The sequence below is a fragment of the Paenibacillus sp. SJS-P3 genome, assembly GCF_056711585.1.
Map to the genome: position 1 here is coordinate 990,568 of NZ_CM160043.1, position 19,069 is coordinate 1,009,636.

At 57.3% G+C, this 19,069-nt stretch carries 19 protein-coding genes and 1 pseudogene; 14 read left to right on the top strand and 6 right to left on the bottom strand.

What is annotated here, in order from left to right; all coding sequences use genetic code 11:
* The first annotated feature begins 90 nt into the window (after positions 1 to 90).
* The 6 genes and pseudogenes from AC06G8_RS04485 (at position 91) to AC06G8_RS04510 (ending at position 4,777) form a co-directional block, all read left to right on the top strand.
* Positions 91 to 819: an amino acid ABC transporter ATP-binding protein gene (locus AC06G8_RS04485; RefSeq protein WP_447662518.1), complete on the top strand. Its 729-nt coding sequence runs from the start codon at positions 91 to 93 to the stop codon at positions 817 to 819.
* A gap of 28 nt (positions 820 to 847) precedes the next feature.
* Positions 848 to 1,705: a transporter substrate-binding domain-containing protein gene (locus AC06G8_RS04490; RefSeq protein WP_480284513.1), complete on the top strand. Its 858-nt coding sequence runs from the start codon at positions 848 to 850 to the stop codon at positions 1,703 to 1,705.
* A gap of 4 nt (positions 1,706 to 1,709) precedes the next feature.
* A complete protein-coding gene (locus tag AC06G8_RS04495) occupies positions 1,710 to 2,363 on the top strand; it encodes an amino acid ABC transporter permease (protein ID WP_076358822.1) in 654 nt (217 codons plus the stop codon).
* Positions 2,364 to 2,381: 18 nt separating this feature from the next.
* A pseudogene (locus AC06G8_RS04500) lies at positions 2,382 to 3,020 on the top strand (amino acid ABC transporter permease); the annotation flags it as partial.
* Between the two features lie 172 nt (positions 3,021 to 3,192).
* Positions 3,193 to 3,954 (top strand): sulfite exporter TauE/SafE family protein, encoded by a 762-nt coding sequence (locus tag AC06G8_RS04505; RefSeq protein WP_447662520.1) that lies wholly within the window; start codon positions 3,193 to 3,195, stop codon positions 3,952 to 3,954.
* A gap of 25 nt (positions 3,955 to 3,979) precedes the next feature.
* Entirely contained in the window at positions 3,980 to 4,777 is a 798-nt protein-coding gene (locus tag AC06G8_RS04510; RefSeq protein WP_480284514.1) for an alpha/beta hydrolase, read from the top strand.
* 198 nt (positions 4,778 to 4,975) lie between these two features.
* On the opposite strand, the gene AC06G8_RS04515 is transcribed toward AC06G8_RS04510, so the two are convergent.
* The 4 genes from AC06G8_RS04515 to AC06G8_RS04530 all read right to left on the bottom strand — a co-directional run bounded on the left by AC06G8_RS04515 (position 4,976) and on the right by AC06G8_RS04530 (position 8,362).
* On the bottom strand, positions 4,976 to 5,464 hold the full coding sequence (locus AC06G8_RS04515) for a C40 family peptidase (protein WP_480284515.1): 489 nt from the start codon (positions 5,462 to 5,464) through the stop codon (positions 4,976 to 4,978).
* A gap of 264 nt (positions 5,465 to 5,728) precedes the next feature.
* Positions 5,729 to 6,766, bottom strand: coding sequence for an ABC transporter ATP-binding protein (locus tag AC06G8_RS04520; RefSeq protein WP_480284516.1), 1,038 nt, complete (start codon positions 6,764 to 6,766; stop codon positions 5,729 to 5,731).
* 16 nt (positions 6,767 to 6,782) lie between these two features.
* Complete coding sequence (locus tag AC06G8_RS04525; RefSeq protein WP_480284517.1) at positions 6,783 to 7,592, bottom strand: ABC transporter permease; 810 nt, start codon at positions 7,590 to 7,592, stop codon at positions 6,783 to 6,785.
* Positions 7,589 to 8,362, bottom strand: coding sequence for an ABC transporter permease (locus tag AC06G8_RS04530; protein WP_447662525.1), 774 nt, complete (start codon positions 8,360 to 8,362; stop codon positions 7,589 to 7,591). The genes AC06G8_RS04525 and AC06G8_RS04530 overlap by 4 nt, the downstream gene beginning before the upstream one ends.
* A 171-nt stretch (positions 8,363 to 8,533) precedes the next feature.
* On the opposite strand from AC06G8_RS04530, the gene AC06G8_RS04535 reads away from it, so the two are divergent.
* Positions 8,534 to 9,397, top strand: a complete 864-nt coding sequence (locus AC06G8_RS04535; protein ID WP_480284518.1) for a DUF421 domain-containing protein — start codon at positions 8,534 to 8,536, stop codon at positions 9,395 to 9,397.
* A gap of 36 nt (positions 9,398 to 9,433) precedes the next feature.
* Here AC06G8_RS04535 and AC06G8_RS04540 read toward each other — a convergent pair whose 3' ends face one another.
* Complete coding sequence (locus AC06G8_RS04540; RefSeq protein ID WP_480284519.1) at positions 9,434 to 10,249, bottom strand: YhcN/YlaJ family sporulation lipoprotein; 816 nt, start codon at positions 10,247 to 10,249, stop codon at positions 9,434 to 9,436.
* A 456-nt stretch (positions 10,250 to 10,705) separates the two neighbouring features.
* On the opposite strand from AC06G8_RS04540, the gene coxB reads away from it, so the two are divergent.
* From coxB to AC06G8_RS04575, 7 genes are all read left to right on the top strand, one after another.
* Positions 10,706 to 11,746 (top strand): cytochrome c oxidase subunit II, encoded by a 1,041-nt coding sequence (gene coxB / locus AC06G8_RS04545; RefSeq protein ID WP_048745275.1) that lies wholly within the window; start codon positions 10,706 to 10,708, stop codon positions 11,744 to 11,746.
* A gap of 34 nt (positions 11,747 to 11,780) precedes the next feature.
* Entirely contained in the window at positions 11,781 to 13,670 is a 1,890-nt protein-coding gene (gene ctaD, locus AC06G8_RS04550; RefSeq protein ID WP_480284520.1) for a cytochrome c oxidase subunit I, read from the top strand.
* Positions 13,667 to 14,287, top strand: coding sequence for a cytochrome (ubi)quinol oxidase subunit III (locus AC06G8_RS04555; RefSeq protein ID WP_021878464.1), 621 nt, complete (start codon positions 13,667 to 13,669; stop codon positions 14,285 to 14,287). Before ctaD ends, AC06G8_RS04555 begins: the two co-directional genes overlap by 4 nt.
* A gap of 3 nt (positions 14,288 to 14,290) precedes the next feature.
* A complete protein-coding gene (locus tag AC06G8_RS04560) occupies positions 14,291 to 14,608 on the top strand; it encodes a cytochrome C oxidase subunit IV family protein (RefSeq protein WP_076358834.1) in 318 nt (105 codons plus the stop codon).
* 237 nt (positions 14,609 to 14,845) lie between these two features.
* A complete protein-coding gene (gene ctaG, locus AC06G8_RS04565; RefSeq protein WP_480284521.1) occupies positions 14,846 to 15,751 on the top strand; it encodes a cytochrome c oxidase assembly factor CtaG in 906 nt (301 codons plus the stop codon).
* A gap of 48 nt (positions 15,752 to 15,799) precedes the next feature.
* Positions 15,800 to 16,264, top strand: a complete 465-nt coding sequence (locus tag AC06G8_RS04570) for a DUF420 domain-containing protein (protein WP_048745272.1) — start codon at positions 15,800 to 15,802, stop codon at positions 16,262 to 16,264.
* Between the two features lie 24 nt (positions 16,265 to 16,288).
* Positions 16,289 to 17,248 carry a carbohydrate kinase family protein gene (locus tag AC06G8_RS04575; RefSeq protein WP_480284522.1) on the top strand — a complete coding sequence of 320 codons (960 nt, stop codon included), beginning with the start codon at positions 16,289 to 16,291 and terminating at the stop codon, positions 17,246 to 17,248.
* Between the two features lie 144 nt (positions 17,249 to 17,392).
* Here AC06G8_RS04575 and AC06G8_RS04580 read toward each other — a convergent pair whose 3' ends face one another.
* Positions 17,393 to 19,054 (bottom strand): alpha-keto acid decarboxylase family protein, encoded by a 1,662-nt coding sequence (locus AC06G8_RS04580; protein WP_480284523.1) that lies wholly within the window; start codon positions 19,052 to 19,054, stop codon positions 17,393 to 17,395.
* Positions 19,055 to 19,069 lie beyond the last annotated feature (15 nt).

Sequence of the window (19,069 nt, forward strand, 5' to 3'; positions counted from 1 at the left end):
AAGTTATGATAGTTAACATATTCTTGTTGGAAAAAGGGTAACGGCAGGATGGATCTCTTACTTTTCATTTCATCGGAACGGAGGTATGCCATGATTTCTTTCCGGCAGGTCAACAAGCACTTCGGGAATTTTCATGTCCTTCAGGACATCAGCCTCGATATCGCCGAAGGCGAGGTCGTCGTCATCATCGGGCCTTCCGGATCGGGCAAAAGCACTCTTCTGCGCTGCATCAACCGGCTGGAGGACATCTCGGACGGATTGCTTGAGGTGGACGGCGCGGCCGTTCATGACAAAGGGACGGACATCAACGCTCTCCGCCGCCGCATCGGCATGGTTTTCCAGCATTTCAACCTGTATCCGCATCTCAAGGTCATCGACAATATTACGCTCGCTCCGGTGAATGCCGGCGGCGTAAGCAAGGAAGAAGCGCGCAAGACCGCCAAGATGTATCTCGAAAAGGTCGGCATACCGGACAAAGCGGATTCGTACCCATCCGAGCTGTCGGGCGGCCAGCAGCAGCGGGTTGCCATTGCCAGAGGCCTTGCCATGAAGCCCAAGATCATGCTGTTCGACGAGCCGACCTCGGCGCTTGACCCCGAGGTCATCGGAGAGGTGCTCAGCGTCATGAAGCTGCTCGCCAAGGAAGGCATGACGATGGTCGTCGTCACCCATGAGATGGGCTTTGCCCGCGAAGTGGCGGACCGGGTCGTGTTCATGGACGGCGGACGGATCGTCGAGGAAGCGAAGCCGGCGGACTTCTTCGAACGTCCGCAGCAGCCTCGCGCCCGCGATTTCCTGAGCCGGGTCATCAATCATTAAACCAGACAAAGAAAAGGGGAAACGGACAATGAAGAAAAACAAGCTTTGGGGCGCAGGCGCGTCTCTGCTGCTGGCAGTTGCCCTCGTGGTTTCCGGATGCGGAGCTAAGAACGACAATAACGGAGACGGCTCCGCAAGCAACGGCTCGGCAGGCGGTACGGAAGCAACGGGCGTCATCAAGGATATCAAGGACCGCGGCAAGCTCATCGTGGGCGTCAAATACGATACGAAGCTGTTCGGCCTCAAGGATACGGCTTCCGGCAACGTCGAAGGCTTCGACATCGACATCTCCAAGGCGATCGCCAAGAAGATCTTCGGCGACGAGAGCAAGATCGAGCTCAAGGAAGTGACGAGCAAGACCCGCATCCAGATGCTCGACAACGGCGACATCGACCTCATCGTGGCGACGATGACGATCACCGACGAGCGCAAGAAGCAGGTCGACTTCTCCGACGTGTACTTCAAAGCAGGCCAGTCGCTGCTCGTCAAGCAAGGCAGCCCGATCACCGGACTGAAGGACGTCACGAAGGACACCAAGGTCCTTGGCGTCAAAGGCGCGACTTCGATCAAGAACATCGAAGACAAGGTCCCTGGCTTGCGCGTGCTGCAGTTCGAGAATTACCAGGAAGCTTTCACCGCTCTGAAGGCGGGCAAAGGCGATACGCTCACGACCGACAACGCCATTCTGTACGGCATGGCCAAGCAAGATCCAGGCTACACAGTCGTAGGCGGCACGTTCACGGATGAGCCTTACGGCATCGCCGCCAAGAAAGGCAACGCCGATCTGGTCGCCCTCGTCAATGAAACGCTGAAAGAAATGAAGGACAGCGGCGAATACGCCACCATCTATGAAAAATGGATAGGCGAGAAGCCTCCGACGGAGTAGGCCTATGCTGGACTTCTCGGTACTGACCAACAACATGGACGATTACCTCGAAGGGTTCAAGTATACGATCTATGCCAGCCTGCTCGGGCTGGCAGGCAGTTTCGTGCTTGGCACGCTGATCGCCGTGTTCCGCATTTCTCCCTTCGCGGCGCTTCGGGGCTTCGGCACGGCATATGTGGAATTCTTCCGCAATATTCCGCTGCTTCTGGTCGTTTATCTGTTCTATCTGGGATTGCCTACGGCGGGAATTCAGCTGGACGGCTTCCAGGCAGGTACGCTCGGATTGACGATTTATACGTCTTCCTTCATCGCAGAAGCCATTCGCGCGGGCATTCAATCCGTTCCTGCAGGACAGATGGAGGCTGCACGCTCGTCTGGCTTGACCTACCTCCAAGCTATGAGGCATGTCATCCTTCCCCAGGCGGTGCGGATCGTCATTCCGCCAATCAGCAATCAGTTTCTGAACCTGGTGAAAAACTCGTCTATTCTAGGAGTCGTAGCGGGTTTGGACCTGATGTATTTCGCGGATCAAGTCAATCTCAACACTTTTCTACCGGTAGAGACTTATCTATTCACGGGTGCTTTCTACCTCATTCTGACCTTCCCGCTGGCTTATGCGACGCGCGTTCTGGAGCGCAAGCTGGCGCGAGCCGGTTAAATAAGGGGAGGACGCCACATGAACTTTGCAGGAGCACTTGCTCCCCATAATCTCAAATTTCTGCTGGAAGGCTTCTTGCTTACGCTTGAAGTGGCGGCGATTTCCATCGTTCTGAGCTTTGTTCTGGGCGTACTTCTCGGCATTCTGCGTTATGCAAAAATCCGTATCGTTTCTCCGCTTACGGGTATTGTCGTGGAAACGATCCGCAACCTTCCGCTTATCCTGCTCATTTTCTTCACCAAATTCGCGCTGCCGGAATTCGGCATCAAGCTGTCTATTTTCTGGGCGGCTGTTGTTGCCCTCTCCATTTTCGAAGCGGCCATGATCAGCGAGATCGTGCGAAGCGGTCTCAAGTCAGTGAACAAGGGGCTCGTCGAGGCGGCGCGATCCTCGGGTTTGAACTACATTCAAACCCTTCGTCTCGTCGTTCTTCCGATCGGCCTGCGGCGGATGGTTCCGCCGCTCGTAAGCCAGTTCATTTCCTTGCTCAAGGATACATCGCTTGCCGTCATCATTACGCTGCCGGAGCTTATGCATAATGTAGCGATCGTATCCGGCCAGGATCCTAAGCAGGTATTCCCTGTTCTCATCTTCGCCGCCCTTCTCTACTTCCTCGTCAACTACGGCCTTTCCCTGCTTTCCAAGCGATTGGAAGTCAACGAGGGAGCGCGCCGCAAGGCGACCGGCAAGAAGGCAGGGCCGGGAGCGGGAACCAAAGCAGCTGCAGAAGCCTAGATCATCCCGACGGGGCATGGACATCCATGCCCCGTTCGCTTTACAATGGACTCACTTGCCGTCCATATTACTGCAATCGGGGTTGAAGACATCCATGACATGGGACTTATTCGCTTTAGTGGCGGCCGGGGGTTTTCTGGCCGCCTTTGTCGATTCTGTCGTCGGAGGCGGAGGCCTCGTCTCCGTGCCCGTCCTGCTGACGGCCGGGCTGCCGCCGCATCTGGCGCTCGGGACGAACAAGCTCGCCGGCACGATGGGCTCGCTTACGAGCACGCTTGCGTTCATGCGCTCCGGCAAGGTGGAGATGAGTGTCGTCAAGCGGTTGTTCCCGCTGACGCTCATCGGCTCAGCATGCGGCACGCTGCTCTTGCAAGCGGTGCCATCGGCCTGGCTGAAGCCGCTTGTCGTCGTGCTGCTGCTGGCCATCACCGTCTACACGCTGCTCAAGCGCAGCTGGGGCGGCGAGGGCGCCTACCGCGGCAGCCTGACGCGCCGAGCGGTTCTGCTGCTTGCTGCCGCAGCCCTGCTGATCGGGGGCTACGATGGCTTTTTCGGACCCGGAACGGGATCGTTCCTCATCTTCGTCTTCCTGATGGCAGGCTTTGATTTCGTCCGAGCGGCGGGTAATGCCAAGGTGCTCAACTTCGGCAGCAACATCGCCAGCCTCATTACGTTCGCATGCCTCGGAAGCATCGATTGGAGAATCGGCCTTACGATGGGCGTCTTCATGGTCGCCGGCTCGCTAGCCGGATCCCGGCTTGCTATTCGTCAAGGCGCCAAGTACGTCCGGCCGCTGTTCATTGCCGTCAGCTCGCTATTGATCCTCAAGCAGATCTGGGATCTCGCATCCCGCTAATCTATCGATGAAGGGAAGTCTTTCGATGGCTCTTATCCAATGCGACTTTTTCTCCGATGTTCTCGGCTTGTCTTGTTCCATGAACGTAATCCTGCCGCAGCAGACGACCCGTCAGATCGGGATGGAAGGAAAGGCGGGAGAAGGAGGGCGCTACCCGGTGCTGTATCTTCTCCATGGCATGTCGGACGACCACTCCATCTGGCTGAGGCGCACATCCATCGAACGGTATGCGGCCGGACTCGGCATCGCCGTCGTCATGCCGGCCGTGCAGCGCGGCTTCTACGCGGACATGCATCGCGGCGGGCGGTACTGGACATTCGTAAGCGAGGAGCTGCCGGAGCTCGCCTCCCAGTTCTTCCCGATCTCAAGAGAGCGGGAAGACAGCTTTGCAGCCGGCCTGTCTATGGGCGGATACGGAGCGATGAAGCTCGGCCTTGCGCGTCCGGACCGTTTCGCGGCCGTAGCCAGCTTGTCAGGCGCAATGGACATCCGCCGCCGATACGATCAGGACGTGACGGCACGTCAGGAGATCGAGAATATATTCGGTCCGGAGGAGCAGCTATCCGGCAGCATCAACGACCTGTTCCACTTGGCGGAGCAGACGGCGGCGCTCCCGGCGGAGCAGCGGCCGATGCTGTATCAATGCTGCGGAACCGAGGACTTCTTATATGAAGAGAACGTCGAGTTCAAGGAGCATGCTCTTCGTCTCGGCCTGCCGCTTCATTATGAGGAAGGACCGGGCGAGCATGAATGGGGATATTGGGATGCGGCGATCCAGCGCGTGCTGGCGTGGCTCCCGCTCAAGGACGAAGCGCGCTCGTAGGAGCGCGTTTTTTTCATGGCGGCCGGCTTCCACGGATTGCCTGCAACCGTAGAGCTTGAGGATGCGTCAAAGGTAACATAGAGGAAGACAACCGGTAGACTGCTTCTATGCGCATTGTGATTCCGCCGCATTTCCTCCGGGCAGACGAAAAAAGCTCCCCGAAGGGAGCTGATCGATCCGGCAGCAGCCGAGCTTGTCCTAGAGGACGCGGCGAGCCGTGTTGTAGTGGTTCTTCCACCAGCCGGAGTTGATGGTATCGGTCGTGACGCCCGGCTTGCCATACGTGTGGACGATTTTGCCGCCGCCGATGTACATGCCGACATGCGATACAGGGGAGTAGAAGAAGACGAGATCCCCGGGCTTAAGGTTGCTTTTGGAGACGTATTTGCCGACCTTGGATTGTGCATTGGACGTACGGGGAAGCGTGACGCCTGCTTTCTTGTAGGCGTACTTCATCAAGCTGGAGCAGTCGAAGTACTTGGTCGTGCTGGTCGAAGCGCCGAATTTGTATGGAGTGCCCATCTGCGCTTTGGCGGCATTGATGACGGTCGTGGCTTTCGAGGAAGCCGATGCGGTTGCCGCCTCTGCTTTCGGTGTCGACAGGAGGGCGCCTCCGGAAATGGCGATGCTAAGTGCAAGCGCAGCAGCTGCGATTTTTTTTGTAAGTTGGTTGAAGTTGTATGTCATGATGTATGATTCCTCTCTTCTTGTGGAAGTATTGGAGCGGCTGATCAGTTCCGCATAAACACCATACCACAGCTGAAAACTGCCAACCCTTTCCTCTGAGACCTAAGAACTAGATTTCATGCGGCTTTTTCCCCTTTTGTGAGAAAAAAATGAGAAACCTCTCATATCGGTTTAAGCCTGTCCTCAGCTGGTTTTAAGCCCGAAAAGGCGCCAAGCAGGCCGGTTTCCGGCCTGCTTGGCGCCTTTTCATCATTTCCTTCCGCGCTAGTACAGCTTATGGACGACATCCTCGAATTCCGGTTCCCTCATCCGGATATCCTCCAGCTCGCCGTATTTTTCAAGCTCCCGAAGCACCTGGACGCTGCTTGACGTCTCCAGGTCGCATTCAAGGACGAGCGTGCGGTCTTCAAGGGATTTCATGCGGATGCCGGCAGCGGCTGGGGAAGGCGGCTCGGGACGGGAAAGTCCGCCTGCCGCCGGGGCGCTTACGCACAGGCTTCGAAGCTGCTCGGCCGCGGCCGCGGCGCTCTCCGCCTGCCGGAAGGTCACCTCCATGACGGCGGGCAGCCCGATGCGGGCCCGCAGCTGCGCGATGCCGCCGTCATAGTCGAGCTTGCCGCTGCTGATGACGAGCACCCGGCTGCACAGCTGCTCGATATCGTCCATATCATGGGTCGTTAGCAGGATGGTCGTCCGCATCCTCTCATTAATATCGCGCAGGAGAGAACGGATGTCCCGCTTGGACGCGGCATCGAGGCCGATCGTCGGTTCATCCAGAATGAGGATGGACGGCTCATGCAGCATCGCCGCCGCCAGATCGCCTCTCATCCGCTGGCCGAGCGACAGCTTGCGCACCGGCGTGTCCATGAAATCCGACAGGCGCAGCAAGTTCTCAAGCTCTTCGATCCGGTTTTTTTTCCGCTGCGGGGTCAAGCCGTACATAGCCGCCAGGATATCGTAGGAATCGCGCAGCGGCAAGTCCCACCACAGCTGCGTACGCTGCCCGAACAGCACGCCGAGCGTGCGCGCGGCTTCCTTGCGCTTGCGGTGAGGATTGATTCCCCCCAGCATGACTTCTCCTTGGGTGGGATGCAGAATTCCCGAAAGCATTTTGATGGTCGTGGATTTGCCGGCTCCGTTCGGGCCGATGAATCCGGCGAATTCGCCTTCGGAAATCGAGAAGCTCATATCCGATACGGCCTGCTTCGGAATGGACCGCCGGCGGAACAAGCCGCGACGCTTGACCGATGCTTCCGGATCCGGCACCCGGAATTCCTTGGTAAGTCCGATCGCTTCGATCATGTTCATTCTCCTTTCGTCACGAGCCGGTGCTTTGATAGCGCGACAGGCCGAATTTCCACAGCTGGAGGGACAAGAGGAGCATTGCTGCCGCTACACCGACGCTGAGTCCGAGCGTCCAGGCGCCATGGGTGCCGCGGATGATGTAGAGAGCAGGCATATAATTAATGAAGGCAACCGGAATAAGACCGGTAAGCAGCCCTTGCAGCCAGCCGGGATAAATGGTGAGCGGATATTGGGCGGCGGTGCGCGCGGCGTCTTCGGTCAGCACCTGTAGAGCTTCGATCCGGGTCAGCCAGAACCCGGCTGAAGCAGTGAGCAGCCCGATGCCGAACATCAGGACGGCTCCTGCCGTGATAGCGACAACCGTCAGCGGGATTGCAGTCCAGATGCCGGGCCTGCCTTCGAAGATAGCTCCGAGCGAGATGGCGAGCATGGAGACGCCGAGCAGCGTCTCGCCGAATCTTGGCGAGAAGTTCTGGGCCATCAGGATGAGGAGGACGGGAGCCGGACGCAGCAGCAGCCCGTCGAGATCGCCGCTGACGAGATACTTCTCGAGGTGATGGACATCCGAGGCGAAGCTGCGGTACAGCGCCTTGGACAAAGTGAGCACGGCGTACAAATAGCCGGATTCCGCGATGCTCCATCCCTCGATCGTGCCGAAGCGGTTCAGCACGACGGCAAGAAGGGCGAACTCTACCGCATTGATCATGGCGGCGGCGGCAATTCCGACCCAGAAGTTGAATGAATACTGCATCCGGCTCCGGAAGCTGGAACGGATCAGAAGGCGGTACATGGTCGCGAATCGGTTCCATTCGGCTCGGTTCATCCGCCCTGCACCTCCACCTTGCGCCTCATGAAGCTGGTGACAGCCAGACAGACGAGGGTGAGCACAATGCACCAGACCAGCGACGGACAGATCGCGGCAATGCCGTCATAGCCGAGATAAATCCGGCTTGGTATGTAGCTGAGGCTCGGGTAGAAGGACCAGCGGCTGATCCATCCCATCCAGCCGGGCAGCCATTCGATCGGGATCAGGAAGCCGGACAGAAGAGTGGAGAAAGCGTAGTTAAGCCACTGGAACCAAGCTGATTCCGTTGTCCAGAGCGCGGCTGCGCCGATGAGATAATGGACGCAGATGGAGAGGTAGGCCGCGCAGACGACGGCAGCCGCAGAGGCAGCGGCGGCAGGCAGGGCAGGGAGGCGGAGCGGAACGGCGAACAGGTAGACGATGTAGATCGGCAAGCTTTTGTAGATAGCCTGGTAAGCAAGCTGTCCCCATTCCCTGCACATGAGCTGGTAGAACAAGTGCACCGGCCTGACGAGCTCGGTCGCGATCGCTCCGGTACGTACGAGCTGCGGAATTCCGAGGCCGTTGGAGGTGAAGGACGTCACCCATAAGAGGCACTGGTTGAGGGCGACGTAGGACACAAGCCCGGAGAGCCCGTAGATTCCGAGATCCTTGGTCTCGCCGATCCCGGTCCATATCGACAGATAAATGAAGCCGAACAAGGCGCTGGCAACGTTGTGAAGCAGATGGGATGCGCGGTATTGCAGGTTGCGGTTGAAGCTGGCGCGCGACAGCGCATAGAAAAGCATGAGGCACCTCGATCCTTCAGATAATGGGATATCTTCCAAATAAGGTGAAATGCGTAAGAGAGCGGAAGAACATCATATAACATCGCATGCTTTCGGTGCAATCCTTTTTTGACGCATTTTTCCGTATTCTCTGGACAACCTAGGAAAGATACAGAAGGGAGGAGTCCAACAATGCCGCAATGGCTGGAAATCATGCTGCGCACGCTCAGCTCGGTGGTGGTCATGTTTATCGTAACGAAGCTGCTCGGCAAACGCCAAATCTCCCAGTTGTCGTTGTTCGAGTACATAACGGGCATATCCATCGGCAATATCGCCGGCTATATCTCCATGGACACCGCTAAGACATGGTATTTGGGGTTTATCGCGATCGGTACGTGGTCGCTTGTGTCGATCGGCATGGAATTTGCCACCATGAAGAGCCGGGCTCTCGGCGGTTTTGTCGACGGAAAAGGAACCGTGCTCATCAAGAACGGTTCTATTCTCGAGAAGAACTTATTCAAGGAAAGGCTGACGCTCGACGAGCTTCTCGAACAGCTGCGAAAAAAGAGCATATTCAAGGTTTCCGAGATCGAATTTGCCGTCATGGAAAAGAGCGGGGAGATCAACGCGCTGCTCAAAAAGGAAAACCAGCCGCTGACGCCTTCCATGCTGGGCTGGAAAATGTCGAGAGAGCAGGAGACGAAAACCGTCATGATGGACGGTCATGTGCTGCAGGATCAGCTGAAAGAGACGGGGTTGGATGAGGATTGGCTGCGCCATGAGCTGGCCAAGCTCAAGGTGAAGCCGGAAAACGTGTTCCTGGCGCAGGTCGACGCCAAGAAGCAGCTGACGGTGCAAACGGGTTCTCTGGACGGCTCGCTTGAACCGAACAGCCTTACGCCCAGACAGCAGCTGCTCGCAACGCTCCAGCAGGCCAAGGCGGATCTGGATCAGTTCGGCCACTTCGCCCGCACCGACGAAGAAAGGGAGGCCCTTCTGTCCGGATCGCGCCAGCTGGATCAAGTCATCCGCCTCGCGCAGCCGGAGCTGAAGTGACGCTCCCCGTATTGGTTCTATTTATATAGAAGCTTGTCAGCGATTCTGGCTGGCGCCGCCCGCGTCGCCGGGATTGCCGAAGCTTCCGGTCTCCGGATCGGAGCCGCTGTATTTGCCGATGATCGCCTTCCCTCCGTTCTTGTCGGCCTTCTGCTTGATGATCTGCAGAGGAACGGGCATTTCGTTGCCGCCGGCAAAATGCTTCTGCACCAAAATGTTGAACGGCTCCACATAAGGGCTCAGATCGCTGCCGGCCCAGGATTCGCGGGAGTACTCGACGAACTGGTTCACCAGATCGCGATTGGCCGTAATGTGGACCTCCTGGACCGAGGGGGCAAGCTTGCGGACTCGCACGGCGATCGTCTGCTTCAGCTTGCTCGAGAGCTCGTTGTGGTCGTTGACGGAGAAATACGAATTGTATGGCGTGACGAGCTGACGGTTATCCCATTTGTCGCTGCCGGTCTGATGGTTGTAGACGCCCTCCATCCAGCCGCCGTTGTTCTGCTCGCGGATGACCTTGCTGCCGCTGCGGACCGCATGGGTTGCCGTTCCGTCGAGCACGATGCCCACATAGGCGTTCTTGTCGGTCAGCATGACGATGGCTTGCCCAATTCCGTTGAGGCGGGTGACGTCGCGCGAGAGCTGCGAGCTGTATTCGAAGAAGCGGTTATGGTGCTGGGTGGAATCGGTGCCGAGCGTTCCGTACATCCGGCTTCCTTGCATTTTGGGATCGTTCTTCTGGCGCGTGCCGTAATTCTGGTCGCTGTTCTGGACATGCTGCTTGTAGCTGCAGCCGCCGAGCAGCAAGGATAAGATCAGGGCGGAAGCAAGTACGCGTGATGGCTGTCTCATGAAGTGAGCCTCCCCTTTCGTTTGTGGCGAGTGCCTTTAGGATTCGCCGCGGAGGGGTAAATATGCGGTCCCGAACCTATACATAATTGACCATGGGTTTGGTGGATAATGATAAGGAGGAAAGGTGTGCAATCCATGAATTGGAAGCCTTTCTCGGCGTCCGAAGCTCTTTTTGACAGCTTTGAGAACAATTTGTGAACTCTCTGTGGAACATTGACAATTAGGGGCTTCAACTTTATATTTAATAAAGTAATTGACATGCAGGAGTTGCCATTTTTACAGCTGTGCATGAAGCATTTGCCTCAAGACGTACATAAGGAAGAGAAAGCGTTTCACCGGATGAATCCGGGTGGTTTTCCAACTCCTACAATCGTTCCGTAAACGGATGACTGCCTTCCGGCGGTTCTCCGTTTTTGCTTGGGCAAATGCCGAAAACGTCAAAAGTGGGGTTGATGAATGATGAAACGGTGGCATCTTGCACGACGTCTCCTGCCGTTGCTCGCAGGAATGGCTCTGTTCCTATCGGCATGCGGACGAGCCGACTTGTCCACGCTGAGGCCGCAGGGTCCGGTGGCGCTCGAACAATTCAATCTGATGAAGCTCACCATCACGATCATGGTGCTCGTTATCGTGGTTGTTTTCGCACTATCCTTCTATGTAATCGTTAAATTCCGCCGTCGTCCCGGAGACAACAAGGTTCCGGTACAAGTGGAAGGCAACCACAAGCTCGAGATCATCTGGACCGTCATTCCGATCGTTCTCCTTCTGATTCTTGGCGTCCCTACGGTCCAGTCGGTATTCGGCCTGGCCAAGGACTATTCCAAGGACGACAACGCCGTACAGGTCATCGTGACCGGCCATCAATACTGGTGGGAGTTCGAATACCCGCAGTACGGCATCAAGACCGCTCAGGAACTGATGATTCCGACTGGCAAGACGATCTCCATCTCCGCCAAATCCGCGGACGTCATCCACTCGTTCTGGATTCCATCGCTTGCCGGCAAGATCGATACGAACCCGGGAAGCAACGTCAATAAAATGTACTTCAGCTCCAAGCATGACGGAGTCTACCTCGGCAAATGCGCCGAGCTGTGCGGACCTTCCCATGCTCTCATGGACTTCAAGGTGAAGTCCGTCAGCAGCGATTCCTTCGACCGCTGGGTAGCGGGAATGAAGGAGCCTGGACAGCTGCCGGCCGATGCGGCCATCAGCGACGTGTTCCAGAAGCAATGCCTCACCTGCCACGCGGTAGGCGACAAAGGCCTGCAGCTGTATCCGAACCTGACCAACATCGGAGACCGTGAGACGATCGGCGGCATCCTGGTCAACACGGACGATCCGAAGTATAAGAACGAAGGCTCGACTTACGACAACCTGAAACGGTGGATCTCCGATCCGCAAGCGGTTAAGCCGGGCAACTCCATGCCGAAGGTTGACCTGACTAAGGAACAGATCGACGGCATCGCCAAGTATCTGTCCGAATACAAGCAGAAGTAGCATTCACCTATCGGTATTGAAGGGGGTACCAGCCTTGGCTCACGCACATCCGGTCAAGCGCCATACCGGTCTCATGGACTGGCTGACGACTGTGGACCACAAAAAAATCGGCATTCTGTATTTGATTGCCGGCGGATTCTTCTTCCTGATCGGCGGCCTCGAGGCGCTGCTGATCCGGGTTCAGCTTTGGAAGCCGCTCAACAACTTCGTCGGCGCGGACACGTACAACGAGCTGCTCACGATGCACGGCACGACGATGATCTTCCTCGCGGCGATGCCCGTCATCTTCGCGCTCATGAACGCGATCGTGCCGCTGCAGATCGGCGCGCGCGACGTCGCCTTCCCGTTCGTCAACTCCCTTGGCTTCTGGACGTTCTTCTTCGGCGGCCTGCTGCTCAACATCAGCTGGCTGGCCGGCACGGTTCCGGATGCGGGCTGGACATCCTACGTCCCTCTCGCAAGCCCTACGTATAATGTAGACAAAGGCGTCGACTTCTACGTTCTCGGCCTCCAGATCGCCGGTATCGGCACTCTGGTCGGCGGCATCAACTTCCTGGTCACGATCATCAACATGCGCGCTCCGGGCATGAGCTTCATGAGGATGCCGATGTTCACCTGGACGGCATTCATCACCTCAGCCCTGATCCTGTTCGCCTTCCCGGCCCTTACCGTCGGCCTGGTCGCGCTTATGTTCGACCGGCTGTTCGAAGCCAACTTCTTCGAAGTTGCGGGCGGCGGCAACACCGTCCTATGGGAGCATATCTTCTGGATCTTCGGTCACCCGGAGGTTTACATCCTGATTCTCCCGGCTTTCGGGGTCATATCCGAAGTCATCAGCACCTTCTCGCGCAAGCGGCTGTTCGGTTACAGCTCGATGGTATTCGCCACCGTCCTGATCGGCTTCCTCGGCTTCATGGTATGGGCCCACCATATGTTCACGGTCGGCCTGGGACCGGTAGCGAATGCGCTGTTCTCCATCGCAACGATGCTGATCGCGGTTCCGACCGGAATCAAGATCTTCAACTGGATCTTCACGATGTGGGGCGGCTCAATCCGCTTCACCTCCGCCAACCTGTTCGCCGTCGGCTTCGTTCCGACGTTCGTCATGGGCGGCGTGACCGGCGTCATGCTGGCCGCGGCTCCAGCCGACTTCCAGTATCATGACAGCTACTTCGTCGTTGCCCACTTCCATTACGTCATCGTAGGCGGCCTCGTGCTCGGCCTGTTCGCCGGCCTGCATTACTGGTGGCCGAAGATGTTCGGCCGCGCGCTGAACGAGTTCATCGGCAAGCTGACGTTCTGGACCTTCTTCATCGGCTTCCATCTGACGTTCTTCGTCCAGCATTTCCTCGGCCTCATGGGCATGCCCCGCCGGATCTGGACGTATCTGGACGGAATGGGCTTCAACACGATGAACCTGATCAGTACGATCGGCGCCTTCCTGATGGGCCTCGGTACGATCTTCTTCATCATCAACATCATCGTCACGGCTGCCAAGCCGAAAAACGCAGGCAACGATCCGTGGGAAGACGGCCGCACGCTGGAATGGTCGATCCCGTCCCCGGCTCCTGAATACAACTTCGCCCAGACTCCGCTCGTCCGCGGATACGACGCTCTGTGGAAAGAGAAGATGGACGGCAACGAGGGCATGTCGCCTGCGGAGCCGATCGGCCCGATCCACATGCCGAGCCCATCGATCCTTCCGTTCCTGATGTCCGTCGGCCTGTTCATCGCCGGCTTCGGATTCCTGTACGCGAAGAACGACTGGAACAATGCATTTGTCTCCAACATCTTCGGCAACCATATCGTCGCTGGCCTAGGCCTCGCGATCACGCTGGGATGCATGGTCGTCCGCTCGCTGAAGGACGATCACGGCTTCCATATCGAGCCGGAAGAAATTACGGGCAAGGGGGTTAAGGCATGAGCGCACATTCGCATCTAGACGGCAAGCTGCCTCATGAACCGGAACGCGCGACCCTCGAAGGACGCAACAAGGTTCTCGGATTCTGGCTGTTCCTTGGAGGAGAGACGGTGCTGTTCGGCACCCTCTTCTCCGCCTTCCTGGCGCTGCGCGACCAGGTCGGCGACGGCAACCCGACTTCTCAAGAGCTGTTCAAGCTGGCCACGGTGGCGATTGCTACCGTCATCCTGCTGACGTCCAGCTTGACGAGCGTGTTCGCCATCCAGGCGATGCATCGCGGCCAAGTGAAGGCGATGCAGAACTGGCTGATCGTAACCGTCGTGCTCGGCCTTGCCTTCCTCGGCCTCGAGGTCTACGAGTTCATCGAGTACACGCATGAGGGCCATCAGTTCAGCACCAGCGCCTTCAGTTCTTCCTTCTACACGCTGGTCGGCTTCCACGGAGCCCACGTCGCGCTCGGCGTCGTGTGGATCTCGCTGCTGATCGGCCAAGTTTACCGCAAGGGCCTGACGGTCGTCACCGCGCCGAAGGTATATGTCGCCGGCATGTACTGGCACTTTATCGACGTCGTTTGGGTATTCATCTTCACCGTCGTTTATTTGATGGGAAAGGTGGGGTAACGAATGGCTAACCATACGACCCATTCCGAAGAACCGGCCAAGCGCCACAAGCACGAAGGCCCCAAGAAGCATATCGTCGCTTACATCTTCTCGATGCTCCTAACGCTCGTTGCCTTCGCCACCGTCATCGGCGGCGAGATCAACACCTCCTTCATCTACATCCTGCTCATCATCATGGCGATCATGCAGGTCATCATCCAGATGGGCTTCTGGATGCACATGAAGGACCGGGGACATCTGTTCCCGATCGTAGGCATCCTTTCCGGCGTGTTCGTTGTGTTCACGATCGTCATCATGGCGGAATTCTGGACCTGGTGGTAAACCGGTTCATCTATACCTGAACGAAAGGGGAGAGTCTAAGAGACCTCCTCTTTTGTTGTTTCTATGTCTTCGGAATAATCTTTCCGTCCGGCGCCCGACGAGGAAGAAGTTCTCAATATTGCCTTTTGCTTTGACGTCGCCAATCAAGTAAGCTTAGCTTATCCGTGTCCGCTGCCATGCTGCTAATGGCCGGATGCAGCGGGCCGCAAGCGCGGCCGAAAGAAAGGAGACCGCTTCATGCTCGGACTTGAATATTTCAGCTTCCGCGCTCTCTGGAGTCCCTGGCTGCTGTTCCTGACGATTGCTTTGCTGATCGGATATTTCTATATCATCGGCCCATGGAGGCTGAAGCATTTCCCTGAAGAACGCCGGGCAACGCGATGGCAGCAGGTCATGGCCGTCTCGGGAATCGTGCTGCTGTACATAGCCCAAGGCGGCCCGATGAATCTGCTGGGCCATCTCATGTTCACCTTTCATATGGCCAATATGTCGATTTCCTATCTCATCGCTCCTCCGCTCATCATTTTGGGCATTCCGGCTTATGTATGGAGATTCACTTTCGGCAAGCCTTTCTGGAAGCGGTTCAGCGCGTACATGAATCCGATCTTCACGCTTGTGCTGTTTAATTTGCTGTTCTCCTTCTATCACATCCCCGCAGCGCATGATTACATCATGACCAACTATTTGCTGCATGAGTTCTACTATTTCGTGCTGCTCGTCACAGCGATGATGATGTGGTGGCAGATCACCTGCCCGGTGCCGGAATGGAGCCGGCTCAACGGTTTGCGCAAGATGGCGTACGTATTCGCCAGCGGCGTGCTGCTGACTCCGGCCTGCGCTCTCATTATTTTCGCAGGGGAGCCGATGTATGCCGTCTACAACGATCCGAGCGTATGGGCGAAGGCGATGAATTACTGCGTCGCCGGCAACACCCAGCAGCTGCTCAGCCAGTTCCAGGGGCCGGCTTTCTTCAATCTGATGGCTCCCGCAGAGGATCAGCAGCTGGGCGGCATTCTCATGAAGCTTGTTCAGGAAATCATGTACGGCTGCATTCTGGCTTACATTTTCTCGCAGTGGTACCGTCAGGAAAATGCGGAGTCGGATGGGGATCTGCGCGGGACGGGACCGGCGGGAACGGTTTAAACCTCGCGATTGCTTCGCGGTTATTTTCGGATTGGAGTGGGGATCAGCTTGGACAAGTACACGATTTTTCCGACCATCAGCACCTTTTTCATCGTACTGAGCGCGATTCTGGTCGCGATCGGCTGGAATCTGGCCATCAAGCGCCGCCTGGAATCGCACAAAAAAATGATGCTTGCCGGGGCGGTCGCCGCCCTGATCTTCTTCATCATCTATACGTCCAGAACGCTTGTCATCGGCAACACCGACTGGGGTGGTCCGGACAGCCTCAAGCCGTACTATCTCGTATTCCTGCTGTTTCATATCGTGCTTGCCACGGTGGCCGCCGTCTTCGGCATTACGACGATCGTTCTCGGCTATAAGCAGAAGTTCGCGCGCCACCGGCGGATCGGGCGCTTCACGTCGGTCATCTGGTTCATTACGGCCATTACGGGAACCGCCGTATACATTTTGCTGTACCTCATGTATCCGGGCGGACACACGAAGCCAGTATTTCACGTTATTTTCGGCTGGTAAGCCGAATGACCGAGGAGGATGCGGATGTCGACGGTATTTACGATCGGGGAAGCCCTTATTGACTGGATTCCGGATCAGAGAGGCGTGGAGCTGAAGGCAGTCAGCGGATTCAGCCGAGCGGCGGGAGGGGCTCCGGCCAATGTCGCCAGCGCGGTGTCGCGGCTTGGCGGCAGCAGCGCGTTCATCGGCAAGCTTGGCGAGGATGCCTTCGGCGATTTCCTGGTGGAGACGCTTGCGGAAGCCGGAGTAGACATAACCAGGGTGCTCAGGACGCGGGAAGCGAATACTGCGATGGCTTTCGTCAGCCTGAAGGCGGACGGCAACCGCGATTTCAGCTTTTACCGCAATCCGAGCGCGGACATGCTGCTGGAGAGGGACGAGATCGGAGACTGGTTCAAGCCAGGAGATCTCCTGCATTTCTGCTCGGTAGACCTTATCGAAGCGCCAGTCAAATACGCGCACATTGAAGCGATTTCCAGATGCCGCGAAGCCGGGGGAATCGTCAGCTTCGATCCCAATGTAAGGCTGCCGTTGTGGAACAGCCCGGAACAATGCCGTCAGGCTATTCTGGAGTTCCTCCCGATGGCTCATCTCGTGAAGATCTCGGACGAGGAGCTGACGTTCATTACCGGCATCTCCGATGAGGACGAAGCGCTGAAGTCTCTGTTCACCGGCGATGTCAGGCATGTCATCTATACCCGCGGCCCGGCAGGAGCGACGTGGCTGTCCAAGGACTTCCGCGTCGAAGTTCCGGGCCATGCCGTAAGCGTCATCGATACGACAGGCGCAGGAGATGCCTTCATCGGCTCGCTGCTGTACGGCATTCAGCGCCAATCGGCCTTTCTCGGCGGCATCCAGGCGAAGACGGCGAAAGAGCTGCTCGCGTTCGCCAATGCAGCCGCAGCGATAACGACGACGCGCGCTGGCGCGATCGCTGCGCTGCCGACGGTCGCGGAAGTCAACGCCCTGCTGGCAGCGGAATGAAGGATGGCCGTGAGGCGGCATCGTTAGCCAGGAAGAGGCTACAGCCGAATATATCGAGGCGGCGGAACGATCATGGCCGCTTGCATGCATACAAAAAAACCAGTCTGTCCGGAGCTTGACCGGGCAGACTGGTTTTTTTCTTGGTCAACGGTTCATTTTTTGCTCTTCAAGAATGGCTCTGGTTTTCACAAGGAAAGGCGGAGCATCCATAGGGTTGCCGGGTATGAGCTCGATCATGCACAGCCGGGAACGGCATTCCGATTCCGCCTGCTTCATGGCATCGCGGAGCTCGGCGACGGTTCTGGCGGTCGCGGTGAAGGCGTCTCCGCCGAATGCTTCCGGCAGCTTGGCGAAGTCCCACTTGGGAATGACGTTATAACCGGGATTGACCGCGTTGACATTCAAATAATTTTCCACAACGTACAGGCCGTTGTTCAGGATGAACAGGATCGGCTTGCACTGATGCTCCAGCATGGAGCTAATCTCCTGAGCCGTCAGATGGATGGAGCCGTCGCCTGTGAACAGCAGCACCCTCCGGTCCGGTACGGCGATGCATGCTCCGAAGGCGGCGGGAGTGGCATAGCCGATGGCTTGCCATCCCCCTTGCGCCACGTAGGTGACGTTCCGGGGCAGCTTCAACTGGGACATCCCGTCGAACAAGGTGCCGGTCTCCACGACGAGGACATCGCCTTCCTGGATGAATTGCTGGAACAGCGGATAGTAATTGGCTGCCGCCAGGTCATCATCCGGCTGTCCCTGTGGAAGATCATAGGGAAAGGTCGCAGCGGGAAGGGGAGCGGCCTGTACGATCTGGAGCTGCATGAGAGCATCGATCATATCTCGGGCTTGTATGCCTGCATACATGGCCGCTCCGATCCGGACGTTGTCCGGGTTGATTTGAATCGTCTTCGCAAAGTCCAGCTTGGCCGTGAAGCTGGCCGTGTTGGTGTCGGCCCAGACCAGACCGACAGCGATGATGCAATCCGCATTTTCAACGGCTTGGCGGACGGATTCCTCGCCGCATCCAGCGGAGTACATGCCGATATAGTTGGGATGGCTCTCGTCGAACGAGCCTTTTCCGTACACCATGGACGCTGCGGGAAGATGAAGCTTTTCCGCCAGAAGCTGGACGGCATTCTCCAAGCCGTATCGCATCACCTTCACATCGGTCAGCAGCACCGTGCGGCTGCTTCCCTTCAGCAGCTGGCCCGCATGGGCCGCCGCCTCTGCGAGGGAGGATGGAGTTGTTGCCGGAGCGGGCCATGATTCTATATGCGCCTGAATCGGCTTGCTTATCAGGTCGTCGGGGATGGTCAGATACACCGGCTTTTTTTGAGTCTGGGCAATGTGCAGAGCTTTAGGAATTTCATACGAGGCGTTCTCCAGGGTGATGGACGCGGCATAGGCGGTCAAGGATTCATAAACCTTTCGGAACGTTTCGAAATTCCCGTCCATCAGGGAATGATGCATGAGTTTATGAGCGGACTGATCCATAGAAGGAGGAGAGCCGACGATGTGCACCACCGGAATGGATTCGCTGTTCGAGCCGGCGATGGCGTTGCAGGCGCTGAGCTCGCCGACCCCGAAGGTGGTGAGCAGGGCGGACATGCCCTTCAAGCGGGCGAAAGCGTCGGCGGCATAACCGGCGTTCAGCTCGTTCCTGCAGCCGATGAAGGTCAGCTCGGGATGGCGGCCAAGCTCGTCCAGGATGCTGAAATTATAATCGCCTGGAACGCCGAATATGTTGGAAATCCCGGCTCGGCTCAGGCAGCTGAACAGGAACGCCCCTAATGTTGGCTGATTCAAGCTCTATTCCTCCCT